Origin of the sequence: Ramlibacter sp., assembly GCF_036676645.1 — a bacterium.
GTDB lineage: Bacteria > Pseudomonadota > Gammaproteobacteria > Burkholderiales > Burkholderiaceae_C > Ramlibacter.
The window spans coordinates 55,437-79,744 of the sequence record NZ_JAKFCM010000104.1 but is presented as its reverse complement, the minus strand read 5'-3'; the positions used below and the strand labels follow the sequence as shown (position 1 = coordinate 79,744).

General features: G+C 71.9%; 14 protein-coding genes and 1 tRNA gene. 3 read left to right on the top strand and 12 right to left on the bottom strand.

Annotated elements, in window-relative coordinates:
- Positions 1–4: 4 nt before the first annotated feature.
- On the top strand, positions 5–562 hold the full coding sequence (rfbC, locus tag V6M57_RS15590) for a dTDP-4-dehydrorhamnose 3,5-epimerase (RefSeq protein ID WP_332815916.1): 558 nt from the start codon (positions 5–7) through the stop codon (positions 560–562).
- Between the two features lie 6 nt (positions 563–568).
- Here rfbC and V6M57_RS15585 read toward each other — a convergent pair whose 3' ends face one another.
- Positions 569–1,096: an NUDIX domain-containing protein gene (locus V6M57_RS15585; protein WP_332815915.1), complete on the bottom strand. Its 528-nt coding sequence runs from the start codon at positions 1,094–1,096 to the stop codon at positions 569–571.
- A gap of 111 nt (positions 1,097–1,207) precedes the next feature.
- Complete coding sequence (cysM, locus tag V6M57_RS15580; protein ID WP_332815914.1) at positions 1,208–2,119, bottom strand: cysteine synthase CysM; 912 nt, start codon at positions 2,117–2,119, stop codon at positions 1,208–1,210.
- A gap of 42 nt (positions 2,120–2,161) precedes the next feature.
- Between cysM and V6M57_RS15575 the strand changes: the two genes are divergently transcribed.
- Positions 2,162–2,248 (top strand) — tRNA-Leu (locus V6M57_RS15575).
- 239 nt (positions 2,249–2,487) lie between these two features.
- Here V6M57_RS15575 and V6M57_RS15570 read toward each other — a convergent pair.
- The 4 genes from V6M57_RS15570 to V6M57_RS15555 form a co-directional block, all read right to left on the bottom strand.
- Entirely contained in the window at positions 2,488–5,007 is a 2,520-nt protein-coding gene (locus V6M57_RS15570; RefSeq protein ID WP_332815913.1) for an ABC transporter permease, read from the bottom strand.
- A 64-nt stretch (positions 5,008–5,071) separates the two neighbouring features.
- Positions 5,072–11,383 (bottom strand): type I polyketide synthase, encoded by a 6,312-nt coding sequence (locus V6M57_RS15565; RefSeq protein WP_332815912.1) that lies wholly within the window; start codon positions 11,381–11,383, stop codon positions 5,072–5,074.
- A complete protein-coding gene (locus V6M57_RS15560; protein WP_332815911.1) occupies positions 11,384–15,958 on the bottom strand; it encodes a MupA/Atu3671 family FMN-dependent luciferase-like monooxygenase in 4,575 nt (1,524 codons plus the stop codon).
- Positions 15,959–15,979: 21 nt separating this feature from the next.
- Entirely contained in the window at positions 15,980–16,735 is a 756-nt protein-coding gene (locus V6M57_RS15555; RefSeq protein WP_332815910.1) for a 4'-phosphopantetheinyl transferase family protein, read from the bottom strand.
- A gap of 201 nt (positions 16,736–16,936) precedes the next feature.
- On the opposite strand from V6M57_RS15555, the gene V6M57_RS15550 reads away from it, so the two are divergent.
- Positions 16,937–17,794 (top strand): polysaccharide deacetylase family protein, encoded by an 858-nt coding sequence (locus V6M57_RS15550; RefSeq protein WP_332815909.1) that lies wholly within the window; start codon positions 16,937–16,939, stop codon positions 17,792–17,794.
- Position 17,795: 1 nt separating this feature from the next.
- On the opposite strand, the gene V6M57_RS15545 is transcribed toward V6M57_RS15550, so the two are convergent.
- Genes V6M57_RS15545 through V6M57_RS15520 form a run of 6 tightly spaced genes read right to left on the bottom strand, consistent with a single transcriptional unit; the run spans position 17,796 to position 24,306 of the window.
- Positions 17,796–18,644, bottom strand: a complete 849-nt coding sequence (locus V6M57_RS15545) for a formate dehydrogenase accessory sulfurtransferase FdhD (protein WP_332815908.1) — start codon at positions 18,642–18,644, stop codon at positions 17,796–17,798.
- 37 nt (positions 18,645–18,681) lie between these two features.
- Positions 18,682–19,233: a hypothetical protein gene (locus V6M57_RS15540; protein ID WP_332815907.1), complete on the bottom strand. Its 552-nt coding sequence runs from the start codon at positions 19,231–19,233 to the stop codon at positions 18,682–18,684.
- A gap of 12 nt (positions 19,234–19,245) precedes the next feature.
- Positions 19,246–20,496, bottom strand: coding sequence for a formate dehydrogenase subunit gamma (locus tag V6M57_RS15535; RefSeq protein WP_332815906.1), 1,251 nt, complete (start codon positions 20,494–20,496; stop codon positions 19,246–19,248).
- The gene (locus tag V6M57_RS15530; RefSeq protein ID WP_332815905.1) at positions 20,474–20,695 is read right to left on the bottom strand and encodes a hypothetical protein; all 222 of its coding nucleotides are present in this window, start codon (positions 20,693–20,695) and stop codon (positions 20,474–20,476) included. The genes V6M57_RS15535 and V6M57_RS15530 overlap by 23 nt, the downstream gene beginning before the upstream one ends.
- Positions 20,692–21,309: a formate dehydrogenase FDH3 subunit beta gene (gene fdh3B / locus V6M57_RS15525; protein WP_332815904.1), complete on the bottom strand. Its 618-nt coding sequence runs from the start codon at positions 21,307–21,309 to the stop codon at positions 20,692–20,694. The genes V6M57_RS15530 and fdh3B overlap by 4 nt, the downstream gene beginning before the upstream one ends.
- 18 nt (positions 21,310–21,327) lie before the next feature.
- Positions 21,328–24,306, bottom strand: a complete 2,979-nt coding sequence (locus tag V6M57_RS15520; RefSeq protein WP_332815903.1) for a formate dehydrogenase subunit alpha — start codon at positions 24,304–24,306, stop codon at positions 21,328–21,330.
- Positions 24,307–24,308: the final 2 nt, after the last annotated feature.

The following is a 24,308-nucleotide window of genomic DNA, read 5'->3' as shown; positions in this document are numbered from 1 at the left end:
CGCCATGCAGGTCACGCCCACCCGCCTGCCGGAGGTGCTGCTGGTCGAGCCGCGCGTGTTCGGCGACGCCCGCGGCTTCTTCCTGGAGAGCTGGAACCAGCGCGCGTTCGACCAGGCCGTGGGCCGGCCGGTGGCGTTCGTGCAGGACAACCATTCGCGCTCGGGCCGCGGGGTGTTGCGCGGCATCCATTACCAGCTGGAGCACCCCCAGGGCAAGCTGGTGCGGGTGGTCAGCGGGCGCGTGTTCGACGTGGCGGTGGACCTGCGGCGCGATTCGCCGCGCCGAGGCCAGTGGGTGGGCGTCGAGCTCAGCGCCGACAACCACCGGCAGCTGTGGATCCCGCCCGGCTTCGGGCACGGCTTCCTGGTGCTGTCGGAACAGGCGGACTTCCTCTACAAGGCCAGCGACTACTACCTGCCGCAGGACGAGCGGGCGCTGGCCTGGAACGATGCGCACCTGGGCATCGACTGGCCGCTGGCCGCCATCGGCGGCCAGCCGCAACTGTCTGCGCGGGACCGGGCCGCGGGGGGCTGGGACACCGCGCAGCTCTATCCGTGGTGATGGCACTTAGTCCGCCCGGCGCTGCCACTCGACGAACTGCGGCTCGTATCCCTTGCCGCGCAGCCAGTCGGCCAGGGCGTAGCCGGTGCCGGCCGGCCAGCACTTGACCTGGTCGTACGCGTAGAGGCGGTAGTCGGCCAGTTCGGGCGAAAGGCGCACCTCGCCGTGCGCCTGCACATGGAAGGCGATGATCACCTGGTTCATGCGCTGGAAGTCGTAGACGCCGATCAGCTGCACCGCGCCGGCGTCGAGGTTGGTCTCTTCCTTCAGCTCGCGCCGGATGCCCTCCTGCGGCGTCTCGCCGGCTTCCATGAAGCCGGTGATCAGTGCATACATCTTGCCCGGCCAGGCGGCATTGCGCGCGAGCAGGATGCGGTCCTGGAACTCCACCACCGCCGCCAGCACCGGCGTCGGGTTGTTCCAGTGCGTCCAGTGGCAGGCCGGGCAGCGCAGCCGCTCCCTGGGGCCACCGTCTTCCTCCTGCACGATCGGCTGCAGGGCGGTGGCGCACTCGGGGCAGAACCTGTAGCTCATGGCGCTGTTGTCGTCATTGCGGGCTGGACCCGCCATCCATCTCCAGGACGTCGATGGAATCCAGATGCCGGAGATGGATGCCGGGTCAAACCCGGCATGACAAGCCCCGGGTCATGCCGGAAACACCCCGGTCGACAGATACCGGTCCCCCCGGTCGCACACGACGAACACGATGGTCGCGTTCTCGACCTGCCGGGCGACCTGCTGCGCCACCCAGCACGCGCCGGCCGCCGAGATGCCGCCGAAGATCCCTTCCTCGCGCGCCAGCCGCCGGCACATCTCCTCGGCTTCCTCCTGGCTGACCAGCACGGTCTCGTCCACGTGGGTGGGGTCGTAGATCCTGGGCATGTACTCGGGCGGCCACTTGCGGATGCCCGGGATGCGCGAACCCTCGCTCGGCTGGGCGCCGACCACGCGCGCCTTCGGGTTCTTCTCCTTCAGGTAGCGCGACACGCCGGTGATCGTGCCGGTGGTGCCCATGGCGCTGACGAAGTGGGTGATGCGCCCGCCGGTTTGCTGCCAGAGCTCGGGGCCGGTGGTCTCGTAGTGGATGCGCGGATTGTCGGGGTTGGCGAACTGATCCAGCACCCGGCCCTTGCCCTCGCGCGCCATGTTCCCGGCCAGGTCGCGCGCATATTCCATGCCGCCGCTCTTGGGCGTGAGCACCAGTTCGGCGCCGAACGCCTTCATCGTCTGCGCCCGCTCGATCGACAGGTCCTCCGGCATGACCAGCACCATGCGGTAGCCGCGGATCGCCGCGGCCATGGCCAGCGCGATGCCGGTGTTGCCCGAGGTCGCCTCGATCAGCGTGTCGCCGGGCTTGATTTCGCCGCGATCCTCGGCGCCGCGGATCATGGCGAGGGCGGCGCGATCCTTCACCGACCCGGCCGGGTTGTTGCCCTCCAGCTTGGCCAGCACCACGTTGCCGCGCCGGCGGTTGTCCGGTTCGCCGATGCGGCGCAACGCGACCAGGGGGGTATTGCCGATCGCGTCTTCGAGGGTGGGGTAGCTGCGCGGTTCCATCGCCCCACTGTGCCATAATTTTTTGCTGCGCTCTTCAACGCTGCCGGAGTGGCGAAATCGGTAGACGCAGCAGACTCAAAATCTGCCGGTGGCAACACCGTCCCGGTTCGATTCCGGGCTCCGGCACCAGCTTCCCCCGCCAAGAAAAAACGCCCGGCGCGCGGCCGGGCGAAGAACCTCCATGGCTGGGACCGTAACCAAGGACCGATCCCGACTGCAGCATGGTCTAACCGCCGAGCCAGCGCCGTCAGGCTGGGCCTCGAATCGTGGCTCGGCCGTTTCCGACGGGCGTGTAGGCGCAAACGCCGAGCCAGCGATGGATGCGCTGGGCGGCCATCGGCCCGGGCCAGGCGCCCGGCCGCGCGCAGCTATTCGGCCGCGCTGCGCAGCGTCTCCACCACCGGCCTGCGCAGCACCTCGCGCAGGCCCCACCAGCCGGCCCCCAGCGCCAGCAAGGCGCCGGCGGCCGCGCCGCCGGCCAGCACCAGCGGCGATGCGGTCCACTGGAACTCGAAGACGTAGCGCGCCAGTCCCCAGCCCACCACCGCGGCCACGGCGCTGGCCAGCAGGCCCGCCAGCAGGCCCACGCCGGCCAGCTCGGCCCGCTGCACCTGCCGCAGCAGCGAGCCGCTGGCCCCCACCGCCCGCATGATCGCGAACTCCCGCGCGCGCTCCTCGCGGGTGGCGGTGACGGCGGCGAACAGCACCACCAGGCCGGCCGCCAGCGTGAATCCGAACAGGAACTCCACGGCGCGCACCACCTTGTCCAGCACGGCCTGCACCTGGTCGATGGTGCTGGTCATGTCCACGTTGGTGATGTTGGGAAAGCGCCGCACCAGCGCACTGTCGAAGCCCTTGCGCTCGGGCGCCCGGAAAGCGGCCATGAAGGTGGCCGGCACGTCGGGCATGCGGCTGACCGGGAACATGACGAAGAAGTTGGCCCGCATCGAGCCCCAGTCCACCTTGCGCAGCGAGGTGATGCCCGCCTCCACCGGCATCCCGCCGATGTCGAAGCGGAGCCGGTCGCCCAGCTTCAGCCCCAGGGTCTCGGCGATGCCCTGCTCCACGCTCACGGCGCCGGCCTCCTCGGGCTGCCAGTTCCCGGCGACGATCTGGTTGTGCGGCGGCGCGGCCGCCGCATGCGAGAGGTTGAACTCGCGGTCGACCAGCCGCCGGGCGCGGTCCTCCGTGTAGTCGTCGGGGCCGACCGCGCGCCCGTTCACCGCCACCAGGCGGCCGCGGATCATCGGGTACCAGTCGAAGCGTTCCACGCCGGCCTGCTGCAGCGCCTGCAGGAAGTCGTCGCCCTGCTCGGGCATGACGTTGATGACGAAGCGGTTGGGCGCGTCCGGCGGCGTGGCCTGGCGCCAGCTCGACACCAGGTCGGTGCGCAGCAGCACCAGCAGCACCAGGGCCAGCAGGCCCACGGCCAGCGAACTCACCTGCACCACCGCGTACGCCGGCCGCGCCGACAGCTGGCGCGTCGCCAGCACCAGCCAGCGCGGGGCGGTGGCTTCGTTCACCGCCAGGCGCAGCAGCTTCACCGCCGCCCAGCTCAGCACCGCGAACAGCAGCACGGCGCCGGCGAAGCCGCCCACCGCGATGCCACCCAGCCGCAGGTCGCTGCTGGCGGCCAGCAGCAAGGTGGCGAAGCCCAGGACACCGACGCCCAGCACGGCCATCGAGGCCGGCTTCAGGTTGCCGACGTCGCGCCGGATCACGCGCAGCGGCGGCACCTGCGCCAGCTGCAGCACGGGCGGCAGCCCGAACGCGAACAGCAGCGTCAGTCCCATGCCCAGGCCGAACGCGACCGGCCACGGGCCGGCCGCCGGCAGCGCAGTCTCGACCAGGCCGGACAGCAGCAGCACGAAGACGAAGTGCAACGCGTAGCCCAGCGCCACGCCCAGCGCGCTGGCGGCCAGCCCGGCCAGCCCGAACTCCACCGCGTAGCCGCCGGCGATGGCGCGCTGCGGCTGGCCCAGCACGCGCAACATCGCGCAATCGTCGAGGTGTCGCGAAGCGAAGCCGCGCGCCGCCAGCGCCACCGCCACGGCGCTGAGCAGCGCCGACAGCAGCGCGACCAGGTTGAGGAACTTCTCCGCCCGGTCCAGCGTCTGGCGCATCTCGGGGCGTCCGCTGTCCAGCGACTCGACGCGCACGCCGCGCACCTCGGGCTGCTCGGCGTGCGCGGTGGCGAAGCCGGTGAACGCCTTGACCGCGCGGTCCGGCCCGGCCACCGCGAACCGCCAGCGTACGCGGCTGGCCGGCTGCACCAGCCGGGTGGCCGCCAGGTCGGCCTCGTTGATCATCACGCGCGGCGAGAAGGTCGAGAAGCCGGTGCCGCGGTCCGGCTCCAGCAGCAGCACGCGCGCGATGCGCAGGCTGGCATCGCCCAGCAGCAGCCGGTCGCCCGGCGCCAGCGCCAGGGCTTCCAGCAGGGAGCGGTCGACCCAGGCTTCGCCCGGCCGCGGGATGTCCCGCGTGGTGGTCCCCGTTCCCTCTGCGCTGTCGCTCACCGTGAGCTGGCCGCGCAAGGGATATCCCGGCTCGACGGCCTTCAGTGCCACCAGCCGGGCGCCCCCGCCACGCTCGTCCGGCGCGCGGGCCATGGTCGGGAACACGACACTGGTGGCGGCCTGCAGGCCCAGTGAGCGGGCCCTGTCGACGAAGGCTTGCGGCGTCGGGTTGTCGCTGGCGACGACCGCGTCGCCGCCCAGCAGTTGCCGCGCATCGCGCGCCAGGCCGCCCTTGAGCCGGTCGGCGAAAAAGCCCACCGCGGTGAGGGCGGCCACGGCCAGGACGACGGCCACGATCAGCAGGCGCAGCTCGCCGGCGCGCAGGTCGCGCCACAAGGTGCGCCAGCCCAGGCGCCAGGAGGAGGTCCGCATGGCGCGCACCTTAACAAAGAAGGCCGCACGCCGCCGCCCGCGCGCGCCGTGGACGGACCGTGCCTCAGGCAGCCGGCGTCAGGCCGCGCCGCGAGAAGATGCGCGTCTTGCGCCGCTTGGAGCCGCTCGTGTGCTCCGCCGGCTCCTCGCCGTCCAGCCGTGCCAGCTCGCGCTGGAACGCCTCGATCACTTCCGAGACGCCCGGCTCGGACATCATGCTGAAGTGCGAGCCGGCGATCTCGTTGACGCGGATCTCGCCCGTCACATGCTCGTCCCAGCCCAGCCAGGGGCCGGCGTACAGGTACAGCGTCTCGGCCTGCGTGGCCCTGAACAGCACCACCTCGCCGTCGTAGGGTTGCGGCTGGTAGCGCGCCTGGGCGTCGGTGAAGTTGCGGAACAGGTGGAAGTCCACCAGCTCCGGCGGCAGCGGCTCGCCGCGCGCCAGCTTCTCCAGCGCCAGCTGATAGGAGCGCTGCATCACCCGCGCGCGGCGGCGACGGCCGGGCCAGCCGAGCGCGAACCCCAGCGTCCAGTGCCGCTTGAGCCAGATCTTCTGCAGCACCGGCACCCTGCGCGTGGCCGCCGCCGGCGCCAGCGTATCGATCATCAGGATCGATTCGACCTCGGCGCCGCCCTGCATCAGCTGCTGCGCCATCTCGTAGGCGATCACGCCGCCGCCCGAATAGCCGGCCAGCCGGTAGGGGCCGGCGGGGTCGACGGTGCGGATCGCCTCCACGTACTGGGCCGCCATCGCTTCCACGCTGCCCAGCGGCGGCAAGCGCCCGTCCACCCCCTGTGCCTGCAGGCCGTAGAAAGGCTGCTGCGGGCCCAGCCGGTCGGAGATGACCTTGAAGTTCAGCACGTTGCCGCCGGCGCCGTGCACGCAGAACAGCGGGCGCCGCCCGGCCGCGCCACGGCAGATCGCCACCAGCGGTGACCAGGCCCGCGGCAGCTGGATCACGTTGGACGCGGGCGCCGCAGCGGGCGCCTGCGCGCTGGGCATGCGGGTGTCCAGGTGGCCGGCCTGCGCCACCAGCGCTGCCAGGCCCGCCAGGGTGGAGCCCTGGAACAGCGTGGCCAGCGGCAGGTCCACGTCCCACTGCTTGCGGATGCGCGCGAACAGCCGCACCGCCGCCAGCGAGTGGCCGCCCAGCGCGAAGAAGTCGTCGTCGCGCCCGACCTCCTCCACGCCCAGCAGCTCGCGCCAGGCGTCGGCGATCACCGCCTCGACCGGGTTGAGCTGCGCCGCCGATGCCGCCGGCGGGCGCGAGGCTGCGACCGGCGGCAGCGGCCTGGGCGCGGCATCGCTCATCGCACTGCGGATGGCCGACAGCGGAATCGACGAGACCACCAGGTCCCGCGCGCCGGCGGCCAGCACGCGCTCGAACAGCTGCGGCGCCTCGTCGGCGCGCAGGCCGCAGGCCAGCATGGCCTCGGCCAGCGCGGGTTCGCGGCGTGCGCGGCCGCCGGCCTGCCGCGACAGGGCCTGCGGGTCCACTCCGCGCAGGCTGAAGCCCTCGAACGTGGCGACCGGTGCGCCCTCAGGCGTGTGCAGGCTGACGTCGAAGGCGACGAAGCCGTCCTTGCCGCCCTTGAGCCGCACCCGGCTGAGGCTGCGTGCGGGCATCGGGGCCGTGATGCGGATGCGATCCACCGACAGCGGCACGTACAGGCTGTCCCTGCGCAGGCCGGCATCGGGCAGGTGCAGGCCGACGGTGGCCGCGACGTCGGTCAGGGCGGGGTGCAGGGCAAAGGTCTTCAGGTCCGCGGCGAAGCGCTCGGGCAGCGCCAGCTCGGCGCTGCCCTCGCTGCCGCCCAGCTGCATGCGCACGATGCTGTGCCAGCGCGGCCCGAAGGCCACGCCTTGCTGCGGCAGCTCGCCCTTGCGCCACTCCCCGCCGGACGCGGGTTGCGCCACGGGCAGCGCTCCCTGGAAGCGCGCCAGCCGGGCCCGCGCGTGCTCCTGCCAGCCGTCACGCGCATCCGCCCGGCTGCGCACCAGGAATTCGTAGCCTTCGGCATTGCGGTGCAACTCGATGCGCACGTCGCGTCGCCCGGCACCGTCGAACACCATCGCCTCCTCGAACGACAGCGAGCGGATCTCGACGCCGCTGCCCGGGTGCAGCTGCGCCATGGCGGCCCGCGCGATCTCGATGTAGGCCGTGCCGGGCAGCACCGGCCGCCCGGCCACCGCGTGCTCGCGCAGCACCCACAGGTCCTGCGCGCTGTAGGTCGCCTCGAAGGCCGGCCCGCCCTCGCCCTCCACGCGGGCGCCGAGCAGGGGGTGTCCGGTGGCCGGCACCGCCGGGGGGGCCGTGCGGCCATAGGCCCGGGCCGCCATGCCCTTGTCGGCCCAGATGCCCCAGTGGATGGACAGCCCGTCCGGCCGTGACGCAGCCACCGCATCGAGGAAGGCGTTGGCGGCAACGTAGTCGACCTGGCCGGGCGGCCCCAGCCACACGCTGGTGGAGGAGAACACCGCGAACAGGTCCAGCTCGCCCGGCGGCAGCAGCTCGTGCAGCACCGCCGCGCCGCCCGCCTTGGGCGACAGCACCTGGCGCAGCGCCTGCGGCGTCTTGGCGGCGATGGGTGCATCCTGCAGCAGGCCGGCCGCATGGAAGACGCCGTGCACGGCCCCCCAGCGCCGCCGCACGTCGGCGACCACCCCGGCCATGGCGGCCCGGTCGGCCACGTCGGCGCTGTAGGCAGCCACCTCGGCGCCGGCCGCTTCCAGGGCCAGCAGCTCGCGCAGCAGGCGCGCCGGTTCACCCTGGCCGGCCGCAACCGCGGCCCAGGTGCTGCGCGCCGGCAGCTTGCGCCGGCTCACCAGCGCCAGGCGGGCCTTGCAGCGGTGGGCCAGGAAAGCGGCGAGCTCCAGGGCGATGTCGCCCAGGCCGCCGGTGATGAGGTAGGTGCCGCGCTCGCGCAGGCGGCCGGGGCGGGCATCGCCGCGGTCGGCACCGGCCGGCAGCTTGACCAGTTGCGCCACCCAGCGCGTGCCGCCGCGCCAGGCGACCAGGTCGGCGCCACTGGCCGCCCGGCTCTCGCCCACCACGGTGCGGCCGACGGCCGCCGACGAGAGGTCCTGCGGGTCCAGGTCGATGAGCACCGCGCTGACATTGGGCACCTCTCGCGGCATCACGCGCACCGGCCCCAGCGCCAGGCTGCGCACCGGATCGGTGACCGGGCTGCCGTTGACGCACTGGCTGCCGGAACTCGCCACCGCGAGCCGCACCGGCTGCCGCAGGTCCAGCGACTGCAGCGCCTTGGCGATGTTCACCAGGCTGTCGAAGACGAGCGCCTGGTCGTTCGCCGCGTCACCGCGGCCGGCCTGCAGGCCCCACAGGTGCACGATGTGGTCCGGCAGGCGGCCGCTGCCCTCCAGCGAGCCGAACAGGCGCTCGCACTGCGCGGGGTCGGCGGGCGCCAGCAGGTAGCTGCCGTCGGGCGCTTCGGCCAGGCCGGCGCCGGGCCGCACGAGCACGCCATGTCCGCCCTCCTCGGCAATGCGGCGCAGCACGCCCTGCGTGGCCGCATCGTCGCCGCCCAGCACCAGCCAGTGCAGGCCGCGTTCCGGAGCGGCCGCCTGCGGCAGCGGCGACGGACTCCATTGGGGCACGCCGAACCAGTCGTCCATCTGCGGCAGGCGGCGCACGCGCTGCGAGGGCGCTTCGCGCGCGATGGAGGACGGCGCCGCCGGCGCTTCGCCCGGTTCGATCCAGTGGCGCTGGTGGTCGAAGGCGTAGGTGGGCAGCGAGATGCGGCGTGGGGTGCCGCCGCCCCGCACCGTGGCCCAGTCCGGCGCGATCCCGCGCGCCCACAACGCGCCCAGCGAGGTCAGCATCCGCGGCCGGTCGTCCCCGGCCTCGTGGGCCTTGCCGGTGGACGGCAGCACCGCGCGGGGCCGGCCCTGCAGGTTCTGGCGCGCCAGCGCGCACAGACCCTGTCCCGGCCCCACTTCCAGCAGCACCGCGTCATCCATCGCCAGCACGGCCGCCAGCCCGTCGGCAAAGCGCACCGGCTGGCGCAGGTGGCGCACCCAGTAGTCGGCACCGGACAGCAGCGCGGCATCGGCCCAGCCGCCACTGAGGTTGGAGGCAAAGGGAATGGCCGGCGCGGACAGCCGGATGCGGGCCACACCTTCGCGGAAGCGGTCCAGGATGCCGTCCAGCAGGCGCGAATGCGCGGCCACGTTGATGTGCAGGCGCCGCCCCTCGCGGCCCTGCGCGGCCAGGCGCCGGCCCAGCTCCTCGATGGAGGCCTGCGCACCGGAGGCGATGCACAGGTCGGGCGCGTTGATCACGGCGATGTCCAGTTCCAGGCCCTGCATCGCCGCGCTCAGCTCGTCCGCGCACAGGTCCACCGACAGCATCGCGCCGGCCGGCGCCTGCTCGAACAGCAGGCCGCGCAGCACGACGACGGACAGCGCGTCGGCCAGCCCCATGACGCCGGCGACCACGGCCGCGGCGTACTCGCCGGCGCTGTGGCCGATCACGGCCGAGGCGCGCACGCCCCAGCTCTCCCACAGTCGGGCCAGCGCGTACTCCAGCACGAACAGCGCGGGGATGTTGCAGCGCGGCTGTTCCAGTTGCCGGGCCGCCTCGGCGTCGCCCGGCTCGCGCTCGAACATCAGGTCGCGCAGGTTCGCCGGCGCGCCGGCCGGCATGAGCGCGAAGCACTCGTCGACGGCGGCGCGGAAAGCGGCTTGCGCGAGCAGCTCGCGGCCGGCGCCGGGATAGCTGGCGCCGCCGCCGGGGAACATCATCACCACCGGAGGGGCGCTGCTGCCGGCCTTGCCCGTGGCGACGTTCGCGGGCTGGCGCGCGTCCAGCGCCGCCGCCAGCCCCTGCACGTCGCGGGCCACGAGCGCGCAGCGATGCGCGAAGCCGCGCCGGCCTTCCTGCGTGGTGAAGGCGGCGTCGTGCAGGCTGAAATCCGCCGGCGGCCGCGCCAGGAAATCGCTCCAGCGTGCCTTCAGCCGTTCCAGCGAGGACGGCGTGCGCGCCGACAGCGTGATGACCTGCCAGGGCTGCCCGGCCGGCGCCTGCGACGCGATCGGCGGCGCCTCCTCCACGATCACGTGCGCGTTGGTGCCCCCCACGCCCAGCGAATTGACCGCCGCCCGGCGCGGCTGCGCCCCGCGCGGCCAGGGCCTGGCGCGGTCGACCACCCGGAACGGCGTGCGCTCCATCTCGAAGCGGCTGTTGGGCCGCGCGAAGTTGAGCGAGGCCGGGATCAGCCCGTGCCGCAGTGCCAGCGACACCTTGATCAGCGAAGCCGTGCCGGCGGCGGTGTCCAGGTGGCCGATGTTGGTCTTGACCGAGCCCAGCCCGCAGAAGCCCACACCGCCCGCACCGTACGCCTGGGTGAGCGCGGCCACCTCGATCGGGTCGCCCACCGGCGTGCCGGTGCCGTGGGCCTCGATGTATTGCACGCTGCCCGGGTCGATGTCGGCCACCGCCAGCGCCTCCACCGCGCAACGGGCCTGCCCGTCGACGCTGGGTGCCAGGTAGCCGGCCTTCTGCGAGCCGTCGTTGTTGACGGCGGAGCCGCGGATCACGGCATAGATGTTGTCGCGGTCGCGCATCGCGTCTTCCAGCCGGCGCAGCACCACCAGCGCGGCGCCGCTGCCGAACAGGGTGCCGCCGGCGTCCTCGTCGAAGGCCCGGCAGTGGCCGTCGGGCGAGAGGATCTCGCCCTCCGCAAACCGGTAGCCCTGCCGGTGCGGCAGCTCGATGCTGGACGCGCCGGCCAGCGCCATGTCGCACTCGCCGGCCAGCAGGCTCTGGGCCGCCATGTGCACCGCCACCAGCGAGGTCGAGCAGGCGGTCTGGATGCCGATGCTCGGTCCCTTGAGGTCCAGCAGGTAGGAGACGCGGGTGGCGAGGAAATCCTTGTCGTTGCCGGTGTGCCGCAGCAGGAACAGCCCGACCGACTGCTTCAGCTTCGCGTTGCTCAGGAGGTTGTAGGCCATGTAGGCCTGCATGCCGCAGCCGGCGAACACGCCGATCGCGCCCTCGAATTTTTCCGGCGGGTGGCCCGCGTCCTCCAGCGCCTCCCACGCGCATTCGGTGAAGTGGCGGTGCTGCGGATCGAGGATGGCCGCATCGCGCCGCGAAAAGCCGAAGAACTCGGCGTCGAACATCTCCAGGTCCGGCAGCACCAGGCTGGCGCGAACGTAGTTCGGGTCGGCCAGTTCGGCCTCCGAGACGCCGGCGGCACGCAGTTCCGCGTCCGTGAGCCACTGGGTGGCCTCGCGTCCGGCGGCCAGGAGCTGCCACAACTCGGCCGGCGTGCGCGCGGACGGAAAGCGGCCCGCCATGCCGACGATGGCGATGCAGCCGGGATCGATGGGAGGCAGTTCTTGTTCGCTCATTCAGGGCTGGGTCTGCAGGTTGCGGTTGCGCAGCAGGCGGCGGGCCTGCGCCCGGCTCTGGCCCTGCGCGACCGCGGTGGAAGCCGCGCCGCCGCCCAGGTGCGCGGCCAGCGCCTGGATGGTGGGCAGGCGGAACATGTCGGTGATCGCCACCTCGTGGCCGGTGGCCTCGCGCAGGCGCCGCTGCACCTGCACCACCAGCAGCGAGTGGCCGCCCAGGTCGAAGAAGTTCTCGGTGCTGCCCACCGACTCCAGCCCGAGCACGTCCTGCCAGATGGCGGCGATCGCCTTCTCCATCGCGTTGCCGGGCGCGAGGGCGGGCGTGGCCGTGGCGGGCGCGCCGCGAGCGCCGGTCCCCGCGCGCGGATCGGGCAACGCCTTGCGGTCGATCTTGCCGTTGGGCGTCATCGGCAGCGACGGCAGCACCAGCACGGCCTGGGGCACCATGATCTCGGGCAGCGCCCGCGCCACCGCTTCGCGCAGCCGGCCCGCCTGCAGTGCGGCGCCTGGCCGGGCGGCGACGTAGCCGGCCAGGAAGTGCTGGCCGGCGCTGTCGGTGCGCGCCACCACCACGGCCTGCTTCACGCCGTCCTGCCGCAGCAGCACGCTCTCGATCTCGCCCAGTTCGATGCGGTGGCCGCGGATCTTGACCTGGTGGTCCATGCGGCCGAGGAACTCGATCGTGCCGCCCGGCAGTCGGCGCACGAGGTCGCCGGTGCGGTACCAGCGAAGGCCGGGCTGCGCCGGGTCCGCCACGAACCGCTCGGCCGTCAGTTCCGGCCGGTGCAGGTAGCCCTCGGTCACGCCGTCGCCGCCGATGCACAGCTCGCCCGGCACGAAGGCGGGGCATTCGGCGCCCCAGGGCGTGCGGACCGACAGCCGGGTGTTGGCGATCGGCCGGCCGAGCGGTACCAGCCCTTCCACGCGGTCCAGCCGGCACGTGGTGGACCAGACGGTGGTCTCGGTCGGGCCGTACATGTTGACCAGCACGCCGGGCACCTGCGCGCGCAGTTGCGCCGCCATCTCCAGCGGCAGCGCCTCGCCGCCGACCAGCAGCACCTCCAGCCGGGACAGCGCCGCGCGGCCGGTCGAGTCGGCCAGCAGCATCGCCGCCATCGAGGGCGTGCACTGCAGGTGGGTCACGCCGTGCTGCAGGACCTGGCCCGCCACCGGCACGCGGCGCGGCGCGGCACGCAAGGCCTGACTGGCCTGCATCACGGCCTTCAGGTGCTGCAGGCTGTCCAGCACTGCGTCGGGGGCGATGCCGAAGTCGATCAGGCAGGCGATCTCGTCGACGCCGGCGGCCTGCACCTTGCCGACCAGCTCCAGGCAGCGCTGCGGCGTGCCGATCAGCGCGCTGGTGCCGTAGTAGCGGTCGAAGGCATGGTCCAGCAGCGCGTCCATGTCCTCGTCCGACAGCGGCGCCGACTCCATGATCTCCAGCGGGCTCTTGCCGCTCGCGGCGGCACGCTCGACGAAGGTCGGGAACGACCAGGCCGCCTGCCGGACCAGGTCCACCGCGCTGCGAAGGTACTGCTTCATCGGCCCGCGTGCAGTCTCCCGCGTGCGTTCCTCGTCGGTGCCGACGAAGGTGTGCAGCATCAGCGTGACCTGGCCCTCGCCCGGATGGCCGGCCTGCAGCCAGGCGGCCCGGTACAGGGCGAGCTTCTCGGCGACGTCCTCGACGCGCTGGCCCAGCAGGTGGGTCAGCAGCCGGCAGCCCAGCGCGCCGGCCTGCTCGAAGGTTTTCGGATTGCCCGCCGCCGTGATCCACACCGGCAGCTCGGGCTGGATCGGCCGCGGCAGGGTGCGGATCGCCACCGGCTCACCCTTCGGTCCGGGGAAGGACACCGCCTCGCCGCGCCAGAGCCGGCGCACGATGTCCATGCGGGAGGCCATTTCGTCCTGGCGCCTGGCGAACGCCTCCGGCATCAGCACGAAGTCGTTGGGCTGCCAGCCGGAGGCGAAGGCGACGCCCACGCGACCCTGCGAGAGGTTGTCGACGAAGGCCCAGTCCTCGGCGATGCGGATCGGGTGGTGCAGCGGCGCCACGCAGCTGCCGGCGCGGATCTGCACCCGCGAGGTGATGGCCGCGAGGGCGGCGCTGGTGACCGAGGCGTTCGGGAACAGCCCGCCGAAGGCATGGAAGTGGCGCTCCGGCGTCCACACGGCGGCAAAGCCCTCGCGGTCGGCGAAGCGCGCGCCTTCCATCAGCAGCCGGTAGCGGTCCTTCGGCTCGTTGTTCTCGTCGCTGGCGAAATAGAACAGGCTGAACTCGATCGGCTTCGCGGCCGCGCCGTCGTCACCGTGCAACACCACCGTGATGCCGCGCGCGAGGGTCCAGCACAGCTCGAGCACCGAGATGTCGAACGACAGGCTGGTGACGGCCAGCCAGCGCGCGCCCTCGCGCCGCGGCACCCGCTCGTCCATGCCGGCGAAGAAGTTGATCACGTTGCGGTGCGTGACCACCACGCCCTTGGGCTGGCCGGTGGAGCCGGAGGTGTAGATCACGTAGGCCGCGCGGCGCGGATCGGCGGCGGGCAACTCGCGTGGCGTGCCGGTGGCCGGGCCCTCCTCGTCGATGCGCAGCAGCCGTTGCGTGTCCAGCGCCAGCGCCCCGACCGTGGCCGCGCTCGCCAGCACCAGCGGGGCCCGCGAGTCGTCGACCATGAACTGCAGGCGCTCCTGCGGGTACTCCGGATCGAGCGGCAGGTAGGCCGCGCCGGCCTTGAGCACGCCCAGCACCGCCACCAGCAGTTGCGGCGTGCGCGGCAGGCACAGTCCCACGATGTCGCCCGGCTGCACGCCGCGTGCCAGCAGCCGCTGCGCCAGGGAGCTGGACTGCTCGTCCAGCTGGGCACAGGTGAGGCTTTCGCTGCCGGTCTCGACGGCGACCTGGCCGGGGGTGCGCGCCAGTTGCGCCGCAATGGCCAGGTGCACCGCGCCGGCCGGGTCGAAGTCGGCCCGGGTGGCGTTGAGCTGGTCGAGTTCGCGCTGCTCGTCCAGGCCGAACAGCGGCAACTGCGACACCGGGTCGGTCGATGCGGCGAAGGACTTCAGCCAGGCGCCGAGCTGGCCGGCGATCGCCAGCCCGACTTCGGGGTCGAATACCGCCGCGTCGAGCACCAGCTCGAGCGACTGGCCACCGGCATCGGGGCGCACGAGCATCTCGCAGCCCGGGGCGGGCTCGCAGTGCCGCAGCGAAACCGCGATCCTGGCGATGGCGGCCATGGCGGCCTGGCGATCGCCCAAGCGGCCCGGCAGGTCCCGCGCCATCGGGCCGGCGGCGCGCGCGCCGGCGATCGCTGCCTCGGCGGCGCCGGCCGCCTGCAGCGTGCCGGCACCGGGTTCGGTCGACAAGGCCAGGGGTACCCAGGTCTCCAGCCAGGGTTGCAGGTCCCGGGCCTGCTCGGCGAGGACCCCGTCGGTGTAGAGCACGCAGCTGCCGGGCCGGCCGGTCAGTGCGGCCAGCCAGGCCTGGCAGGCGGCCACCGTCGTCGCGCCGTGCGGCGCCACGTGCAGATCGAAACGCATGGGCTGCGCACCGCTTGGGCCGCCGCCGCTGCGGCGCGGGTACGGCAGCTCCACTGCCTGCGCCGACCGCAGGACCTCGGTCCAGTGCTGCTCGCCGCGGGCGATGCCTTCGCTGCGCCGGGCCAGCTGCGCCGCGCTGTCGGCGGGCAGCGCCAGCACGTCGCCGGCCTTCACGGTGCCGCCGGCCGCGCGTCCGTCCAGCTCGGACAGGCCGGTCAGCAGCAGGTCGCCATCGGCGGCAGCGATGCGCAGCGCATCGCCTTCGGCCGACAACACCGTGCCGGGTGCGGCGCCGCTGCGCGAGCCGGTCGGCTCGGCGCCGCGCACCCGCAGCAATCGGCCGTCCACCAGGAGCTTGGCGTGCGCGAGCGGATTGGGGTACTGGCCGAAATCCAGGGCGCGCACCATCGCGGCGAGTTCGTCCGCGGGCCGCGTGAAGTCGAGCGTGCCCAGCGCCGGCGGACGGCGGTACCGGCCGAAGTAGCGGCGCTCGCCCTGCTGCTCGGCCAGCGGCAGCTCGCCCCGGCCGATGTCCTGCACGAGCGCCGTGAAGCTGGCCAGCCCGGCCTCGTAGCACTTGGCGTTCAGGCTCAGCGCCGTCTCCTGCGGCGACACCTCGAAGGACGACTGCCGCAGCAGGCGGCCCGCATCGGCGCGCCCCGTCATCTCGTGCCAGCTCACGCCGTGCTTTCGTTCGCGCGCCATCAGCGCCCAGCAGGTGGCGTTGAGGCCGGCATAGCGGGGCAGCAGGGCGTCGTGGAAATTGACGGCGAGCTTGCGCGCGCGGGCCAGCACGGCCGGCGGCAGCATGCGCAGGTTGGCCACGCTGAAGAGGTAGTCGAATCCGCCGGCGCCCTCGAGCGCGGCCTCCCAGCCGGTGTCCATGCGGATGGCCGCAAGGCCCTGCGCGCCGGCCCACTCGAGGTTGGCCGCACTGGCGGACACCACGGCCAGCGCCTCGTGGCCGGCGTCCAGCCAGGCCTGCACGCATGGCACCAGCAGGCTGCCGTCTCCCACGAACACTGCCTTGATCTTCTTCATGCCTGTCCCTTGCTTCACGGATTACGTCGTGGCCATGCCGGGTGCCGGCTCGGGCCCGCAGTCCCGGCCCCTGCAGCCGGACCCATCCTGCGGTACAGCGGCCGGCGGCCCCGGCGCGATCGCATCGAGTTCCACCATGCGCACCTGCGCAGCCGGCCGGCAGGCCAGGCTGAGCACGTGCGTGGACGGACCGGGCAGGCGCATCACCACCAGCCCGGTGGCCGTGCGCGCCTGGCCGAGCAGCACCTCCGCGCAGCCGTCGCCGGCGGGCTGCAGCGAGATGCGCGGCTGCCCCGCCGCAAGGCCCAGGCCGCGCGCCTTCCAGAAGGCCTCCAGCGCGGTCCAGTGCTCATGGAAACCTTCGTCGTCCGGCGGCGGCCGGGCTCCGGTGTCCACGTACGGCTGGAGCAGGTCGGCGTCCATGCCCCCGAGCAGCGGTTCGACATCGATGCCCACCGGCCCGCGCCGGTCCAGCGCGCAGGCCACCAGCTCGCGGCTGCGGGTGAGGCTGAAATGGATTTCATCGCCGCCCTCCCCGGGCGCCAGCAGCAAGGGCTGGCCGTACGGTCCGCTGCCGAAGCGCAGTTCCTGCGGATCCACCGCCAGTGCCAGGCCCAGTGCCATGCGCCGCATCGCGTGCGCGACGACGAAGGCGCGCCGGTCCGGGGCGAACACCAGCCGGGACGCCCGTTCGCGCTCCTGCGGGTCCAGCATGCGCGCGAAGGCCTGGCAGGCACCGCAGCCCAGCGCGTCCGGACTCGCCGTCCAAACTTCCACTACACCCATGCGTCGTTCCCATCGGACTGCCGTTGCGCCCTGTTGCAGGGATGTTTGCATGCCCCCCTGGCGCCGTGTGCGGCCGTGGATGGCCCGTACGGACTACCCGGCTCGCGCCCTACAGGCCCCCGGGAAGCCGTCCTACAGGAAACCTCGTGCATTGGCACATCATTCCTGCAGGGCAACCTGATCCAGCACGCCATGCAGCACGACACGCGTCAGACCGGAATGGACTTGCGCTCGGCCAGGCGGCCCATCGCGATCCTCTCCTACCACCAGACCACCCGCCCACCGCGCCGCGGCACGCCGGTCCGGTCCCTCGTCCTGCCGCCACGGCGCCTGGCGCGCCAGCTGTGGTCGCTGCGCCTGCTCGGCTGGCGCGGGCTGTCGCTGCGCGAGCTGGAGCCCTACCTGCGCGGCGATCGGACGGGCAAGGTGTTCGGCATCACGCTGGACGACGGCTACCTGAACAACTACGAGGAAGCGCTGCCGATCCTGCGCGAGGCGGGGTTCACGGCCACCGCCTTCATCGTCAGCGCCCAGATCGGCGGCTCCAACGTATGGGACCACGCGAAGGGCGCGCCGCCCGTGCCCCTGATGAACGTGGGCCACATGCGCGCGTGGATGGCGGCCGGCATGGAGATCGGCTCGCACACCCGCAACCACGTGAACCTGTGCGAATGCGACCCGGATACGGCGCGCGAGGAGATCGCCGGCAGCAAGCGCGAGCTCGAGCAGGCGCTGGGCATCGAGGTCCGCAGCTTCTGCTATCCCTACGGCGAGCACCGCGCCGAGCACGCGCAGATGGTGCGCGACGCCGGCTATGCGATGGGCACCACCATCGTCAGCTCGCGCGCGCGGGCCGACGACGACCTGGCGCTGCTGCCGCGCATCTCGGTGCACCTGCACGATCGCCTGCCCCGCCTGCTGGCCCAGGTGACCACCAACTACGAGGACTGGCGCATGGGCCGGCCGAAGAACCGGTCGCAGCCGACTTCCCGCTGGTACCAGCCGGCAGCCGGCGTGCCGTCGATCGGCTCCGGCGCGACCAGCTCCTGATTCAGCGCGGCGCTGCGGCCTCCCGGTCGGGCGCCTGCATCAGCAGGCGCCCCGCGCCCGTGTAGCAGAGGAAGCGGCGATTGAGGGCGCGCCCGACCGTGCACAGGCCGAGCTGCTGCGCCACCTGGTGGCCCATCTGCGTCATGCCGCTGCGCGACACCACGATGGCCACCCCCATCTGGGCCGACTTGATCACCATCTCGCTGGTGAGCCGGCCCGTCGTGTAGAAGACGAAGGGCTGCTCGGCGGGCGCATCGTGCGCCGACAGCCCCTGCATCCACATCCAGCCGGCGATCGTGTCGATCGCGTTGTGGCGGCCCACGTCCTCGACGAACAGCAGCATCTCGCTGCCCCTGAACAGCGCGCAGCCGTGCACCGAGCCGGCCGACTTGTAGGTGCTCTCCTGGTGGCGGATGGCCTCGAGGATCCCGTACAGGGCTTCCTGGCGCAGCACGGCGGGCGGCAGGCGAAGCGACGCCACCTCGTCCATCAGCGCGCCGAACACGCTGCCCTGGCCGCAGCCGGTGGTGACGATGCGGCGCGACGTCCGCTCCTCGATGCCGGCGATGCCGGTGCGGGTCTTCACCGCCGCGCTGGACACTTCCCAGTCGACGGTGACGGACTCCACCTCGTCCAGCGAGCGAACCAGCCGCTGGTTGCGCAGGTAGCCCAGCACCAGCCACTCGGGATGCGCACCCAGCGTCATCAGGGTGACGAGTTCGCGCCTGTCGACATAGATCGTGAGGTCGCGCTCGGCGGGAATGGCCACGCGCTGCCGCTGGCCGTGCTCGTCGAGCACATCCACTTCCTGCGTCAGGGGCGCGCGCGCCCGGGTCAACCGCGGCAACATCGCGGCAGTTTTAGCACGCGCGAGGAGATCTGCGGGATCAGGACTTTCCGGCGGAAGCCGCTGCCGCCGGCTTGCCCGGCGACATCTCGGCCGCTTCCGGCCGCACGCTGGGCGGCGTGGCAGCCGTGCCGGCCGGCGAATGGGCACCCGAGGCTTCCAGCGGCTTTTGTGCCGCCGGCGTGTAGGCGAACGGCCCCGGGTCCATGCAAGGCGCGGCCGGCGCCGCGGCGACTGGCGTGCCCGATGCGGGAGAGGCCGGCGCGGACTTGGCGACATTGCTTGCGGCCGCAGCAGCCTGCGCGGCCGGCAGCGCCGGCTGGGCGACGGCGGTGGCCGGCGCGGCGCTGGTGGCCGCCGCCGGTTGCACGGCACCGGACGGCGCGGACACCGTTGACTTGCCACCGAACTTCGTCGCGATCTTGTCCTGCACCTTGCACAGCTGGTACGAGGACACCTTGGCGGTCCATGCAGCTCGTGCCTTGGTTTCCTCGGCCTTGGCCTGCTCGGCTTCGGTCGGCGGCGGCAGCTTGGCGATGGAGGCGGTGCCCAGCGCGGCCAGCAACAGGGCGGTGAGATGACGCAGCTTCATGGCGGGACCTCTTCAGGCAGGGCGGACCTGTTCGGGGGCGGCGGGCTCCGCTTTCCCGCTGCGCTCGGCCGGGATCCGGCCGGCCCGGATCGCTTCGTGCCAGTGCGCGTGGTGTTCCTGCGCCCAGGCTTCGTCGACCCAGCCGTGGCGCATGGCGTCGTAGGCGCCACGCATGCCGATGGTGCCCAGGTAGATGTGCAGCGCCATCATGGCCATCATCAGGATGGTGGCCGTGGCGTGGATCATGTGCGCCTGCTGCATGGTGCCGCGCACGTAGTCGATGCCCGGGATCAGGTGGTCCAGCACCAGGCCGGATCCGACCGCGACCAGGCCCAGCACCAGCACCGCGATCCAGAACAGCACCTTCTCGCCGGCGTTGAACCGGTGCGAGGGCGGCTCGTGCCGGTCCTTGCTGAAGGCGCCGCCGGCCCGGGCCAGCCAGCGCAGGTCGCCGCGCTGCGGGAATTCGTCCTTGATGAAGGTGATGATGACCACCACCAGCGACACGGCGAACAGCGGACCGGCGAAGTTGTGGATGTTTTTCAGCGCATAGGTCAGCCAGCCGAACAGGGTCTGGCCGATCAGCGGCAGCAGGAAGGCGCGGCCGAACGCCATCACGATGCCGGAAACCGCCAGCAGCACGAAGGCGATGGCGTTTGCCCAATGCGCGGCGCGCTCGAACGGGGTAAAGCGCTCGATGCGGCGTCCGCCGCCGCCCACCGCCGGCTGGTGCCCCAGGGGGCCGCGGGTGAAGTAGTAGATGGCCAGTGCCACCAGCGCGATCAGCAGCAGTGCGCCGCCGTAGGGGATCAGCCAGTTGTTGCGCACCTGCCGCCAGGCCTCGCCCGCGGTGGTCGGGCGCGAGCCGGGGTATTGCACCTGCTCCTGGATCAGCACGCCGGCTTCGGGCGCCTGGCTCTCCGGCAGGCTGCTGTAGCCCTCGATCCCGTCCTTGACCCTGCGCCACATCGGCGAATTGTTGCCCGGCTGCACGGCGTTGCGCTGGGCATTGTTCTGGTCCATGTAGCCGTCGTCGCTGGAGGCGTCGCGCTTGACCTCGGGCTTGACCTCGAAGATGTTCTGGCCCTGGATGCCGCCGGTGCCGGGCACCGCGTCGTCCATGGGGGCGGCCGGCGCCGGCTGCGCGGCAGCGCTCTGGCCCTTCTGGGCAGCAGGCGCCTGGGCCGCGGCGGGCACCGCCAGCAAGGCGGCCAGCGCGAGCACCGCGGCCGCGAACAGATCAGTTGACCTTGTTGTAGTCATTCTGGCCCCGCTGCGTGCGCGTCTTCAGGTGCTGCTCCCAGCTGGCGCGGTCGCCCGGCTTCCAGCCCGACGCGACGTAGGGCTTGCCGGTGCCTTGGAACAGCGCGGCGTCGCTGCCGCTGCCGCTGGCGCTCTGCGGCTCCTCGCCGCAGGCGGCCAGCACGACCGCCGCTCCGATGACGAATGCGGTGCGCATCATGATTTCTGCCCTCCCGGCTGGCCGGCCTGGCGCGACCCGTAGGCCGTGCCCCAGCCCCATACCTCGGCGCCCTTGCCGCGCTTGACCACGCGGTTGCGGAAGATGTCGGCCACCGTGTCGCCGTCGCCGCCCAGCAGGGCCTTGGTGGAGCACATTTCCGCGCAGGCCGGCAGCTTGCCTTCGGCCAGGCGGTTGCGCCCGTACTTCTCGAACTCGGCCTGCGAGCCGTGCGCTTCCGGGCCGCCGGCGCAGAAGGTGCACTTGTCCATCTTGCCGCGCACGCCGAAGCTGCCCGAAGCCGGGAACTGCGGCGCACCGAACGGGCAGGCATAGCTGCAGTAGCCGCAGCCGATGCAGGTGTCCTTGTTGTGCAGCACCACGCCTTCCTCGGTGCGGTAGAAGCAGTTGACCGGACACACCGCCATGCAGGGCGCGTCGGAGCAGTGCATGCAGGCGACCGAGATCGAGCGCTCGCCCGGCACCCCGTCGTTGAGCGTGACCACCCGCCGGCGGTTGACGCCCCACGGCACCTCGTGCTCGTTCTTGCACGCGGTCACGCAGCTGTTGCACTCGATGCAACGCTCCGAGTCACAGATGAATTTCATTCGTGCCATGTCTGTCTCCCCTCAGCGCTAGGCCCGTTCCACGTTGCACAGCGTGGTCTTGGTTTCCTGCATCATGGTCACGCTGTCGTAACCGTAGGTCGTGGCGGTATTGACCGCTTCGCCGCGCACCACCGGCGCCGCCCCCTTGGGGTAGTAGGCCAGCAGGTCGGCGCCCATCCAGCGCCCCGCGAAGTGGAACGGCATCCAGCAGGTGTCGGGGCCGACCCGCTCGGTGACAAGGGCCTGCACGTTCAGCTGCGCCCCCGTCGGCGTCTTGAGCCAGACCCGGTCGCCGTTGCGGATGTTGCGGGCCGCGGCCGCCTGCGGGTTGATCTCGACGAAGGCTTCCTGCTGCAGTTCCGCCAGCCAGGGGTTGGAGCGCGTCTCGTCGCCACCGCCCTCGTACTCGGTCAGGCGGCCGGAGCTGAGGATCAGCGGGTACTTCTCGTGCACCTTGTCGGCCAGGTTCTTCTGCTGCAGGGTCTTGTACAGCGTGGGCAGGCGCCAGAACGCCTTCTTGTCGTCGTGCGTCGGGTACTTGGCCACCATGTCCGGCCGCGGGCTGTAGATCGGCTCGCGGTGCTGCGGGATGGGATCCGGGAAGTTCCAGACGACGGCGCGCGCCTTGGCGTTGCCGAACGGGTGCACGCCGTGGTTCTTCATCGCCACCCGGATCAGGCCGCCCGAGGGGTCGGTCTTCCAGTTCTTGCCTTCCGCGGCGGCCTGCTCGGCGGGCGTGAGCTCGTTCCACCAGCCCAGCTTCTTGATGAAGACGTGGTCGACCTCGGGGTAGCCGGTGGTGATCTCGCAGCCTTTCGGGAACGAGCCGTCCTCGGCCAGCAGGTTGACGCCGTCGCGCTCGACGCCGAAGTTGGCGCGGAAGCAGCCGCCACCGTCCATCACATGGCGGGTGGTGTCGTACAGGTTGGCCGAGCCCGGGTGCTTGAGCTCCGGATTGCCGAAGCACGGCCAGGGCAGGCCGTAGTAGTCGCCCTGGATGTCGTAGCCGGTTTCCGGGTCCTTGACGCTGCCCTTGGCCTTGAGCGTCTTGACGTCGAAATGCGCCATCAGCTTCATGTGCGCCTTCAGCCGCTCGGGGCTCTGGCCCGTGTAGCCGATGGTCCAGACCGACTTGTTGATCTCGCGCAGGATCTCCTCGGGCATGGGCTCGTCCATGCCCTTGATCTTCTGCATCTTGAAGTTCTTGACCAGCTCCTTGCCGAAGCCGAGCTTTTCGGCCAGCTGGTACATGATCATGTGGTCGCTGCGGCTCTCCCAGATCGGGTCGATCACCTTCTCGCGCCACTGCAGCGTGCGGTTGGAGGCCGTCACCGAGCCGCTGGTCTCGAGCTGGGTGGCTGCCGGCAGCAGGTAGACCGCGCGATTGGGGTTGAGGTCCTCCGGGCGACCCGGCATGGCCGCCATCGCCGCGGTGGCCGACGGGTACGGGTCGATCACCACCAGCAGGTCCAGCTTGTCCATGGCGCGCTTCATCTCGGCGCCGCGGCTCTGCGAGTTGGGCGCATGGCCCCAGTAGACGACGCCGCGCAGGTTCGGGCCCTGGTCGATCAGCTCGTTCTTCTCCAGCACGCCGTCGATCCAGCGCGAGACGGTGATGCCGGGCTTGGTCATCAGCTCCGGTCCGGCGAAGCGGCCCTTGATCCACTCGTAGTCCACGCCCCAGACGTTGGCGAAGTGCTTCCACGAGCCTTCGGCGATGCCGTAGTAGCCGGGCAGCGAATCGGGGTTGGGGCCGATGTCGGTGGCGCCCTGCACGTTGTCGTGGCCGCGGAAGATGTTGGCACCGCCGCCGGAGACGCCCACGTTGCCCAGCGCCAGCTGCACCAGGCAGGACGCGCGCACCATCGCGTTGCCGATCGAGTGCTGGGTCTGGCCCATGCACCACACCAGCGTCGAGGGCCGGTTCTTGGCCATCATCTCGGCCGCCTTGTACAGGTCGGCCTCGGGCACGCCGGACGCCTCGAACACCTTGTCGGGCGTCCACTTGGCCAGCACGTCCTCGCGGACCTTGTCCATGCCGTAGACGCGGTCGTTGATGTACTTCTTGTCTTCCCAGCCGTTCTTGAAGATGTGGTACAGCAGGCCGAACAGCACCGGGATGTCGGTGCCCGAGCGGAAGCGGATGTACTGGTCGGCCTTGGCCGCGGTGCGCGTGAAGCGCGGGTCGGCCACGATCATCTTGCAGCCGTTCTCCTTGGCATGCAGCATGTGCAGCATGGAGACGGGGTGCGCTTCGGCGGCGTTGGAGCCGATGTAGAACGCGCACTTGCTGTTCTGCATGTCGTTGTACGAGTTCGTCATCGCACCGTAGCCCCAGGTGTTGGCGACGCCGGACACCGTGGTGGAGTGGCAGATGCGCGCCTGGTGGTCGCAGTTGTTGCTGCCGAACAGGCTGACGAACTTGCGAAGCAGGTAGGACTGCTCGTTGCTGTGCTTGGACGACCCGATCCAGTACACCGAGTCGGGGCCGCTGGCCTTGCGCAATTCCTCGATCTTCGCCGCGACCTCGTTGTAGGCCTGGTCCCAGGAGATGCGCTGGTACTTGCCGTCCACCAGCTTCATCGGGTAGCGCAGGCGGAACTCGCCGTGGCCGTGCTCGCGGATGGCCGCGCCCTTGGCGCAGTGCGCGCCCATGTTCAGGGGCGAATCGAACACCGGTTCCTGCCGCACCCACACGCCGTTCTCGACCACCGCATCGATCGCGCAGCCCACCGAGCAGTGGGTGCACACGGTGCGCTTGACCTCGATGCGGCCGTTGCCGACGGCGGTCTCGCGACCCTCGGCGGCACGCGCCTTCTTCACCAGCGACAGGCTGCCGGCAGCCACGCCGACGCCGACCCCCAACCCGGATCGCCGCAGGAAGGCACGGCGGTCCATGGTGGGCAATGCATGCGAGAGCCCCCGCTGCAGGCTGTGGACGAAAGGCGAGCGCTCATCGGCGCGCGCAGCCGAATGGCCGGCGCCCGTTCTCTTGGTCAGCAACATGT

Excerpts from the sequence above, each read along its gene's own strand:
- V6M57_RS15570 (WP_332815913.1), bottom strand. The coding sequence starts at position 5,007 with ATGCGGACCTCCTCCTGGCGCCTGGGCTGGCGCACCTTGTGGCGCGAC.
- cysM (WP_332815914.1), bottom strand. The coding sequence starts at position 2,119 with ATGGAACCGCGCAGCTACCCCACCCTCGAAGACGCGATCGGCAATACC.
- V6M57_RS15520 (WP_332815903.1), bottom strand. The coding sequence starts at position 24,306 with ATGTTGCTGACCAAGAGAACGGGCGCCGGCCATTCGGCTGCGCGCGCC.
- V6M57_RS15545 (WP_332815908.1), bottom strand. The coding sequence starts at position 18,644 with ATGTTGCCGCGGTTGACCCGGGCGCGCGCGCCCCTGACGCAGGAAGTG.
- V6M57_RS15535 (WP_332815906.1), bottom strand. The coding sequence starts at position 20,496 with ATGACTACAACAAGGTCAACTGATCTGTTCGCGGCCGCGGTGCTCGCG.
- V6M57_RS15540 (WP_332815907.1), bottom strand. The coding sequence starts at position 19,233 with ATGAAGCTGCGTCATCTCACCGCCCTGTTGCTGGCCGCGCTGGGCACC.
- V6M57_RS15565 (WP_332815912.1), bottom strand. The coding sequence starts at position 11,383 with ATGAGCGAACAAGAACTGCCTCCCATCGATCCCGGCTGCATCGCCATC.
- rfbC (WP_332815916.1), top strand. The coding sequence starts at position 5 with ATGCAGGTCACGCCCACCCGCCTGCCGGAGGTGCTGCTGGTCGAGCCG.
- V6M57_RS15530 (WP_332815905.1), bottom strand. The coding sequence starts at position 20,695 with ATGATGCGCACCGCATTCGTCATCGGAGCGGCGGTCGTGCTGGCCGCC.
- V6M57_RS15560 (WP_332815911.1), bottom strand. The coding sequence starts at position 15,958 with ATGAAGAAGATCAAGGCAGTGTTCGTGGGAGACGGCAGCCTGCTGGTG.
- V6M57_RS15550 (WP_332815909.1), top strand. The coding sequence starts at position 16,937 with ATGCAGCACGACACGCGTCAGACCGGAATGGACTTGCGCTCGGCCAGG.
- fdh3B (WP_332815904.1), bottom strand. The coding sequence starts at position 21,309 with ATGGCACGAATGAAATTCATCTGTGACTCGGAGCGTTGCATCGAGTGC.
- V6M57_RS15585 (WP_332815915.1), bottom strand. The coding sequence starts at position 1,096 with ATGAGCTACAGGTTCTGCCCCGAGTGCGCCACCGCCCTGCAGCCGATC.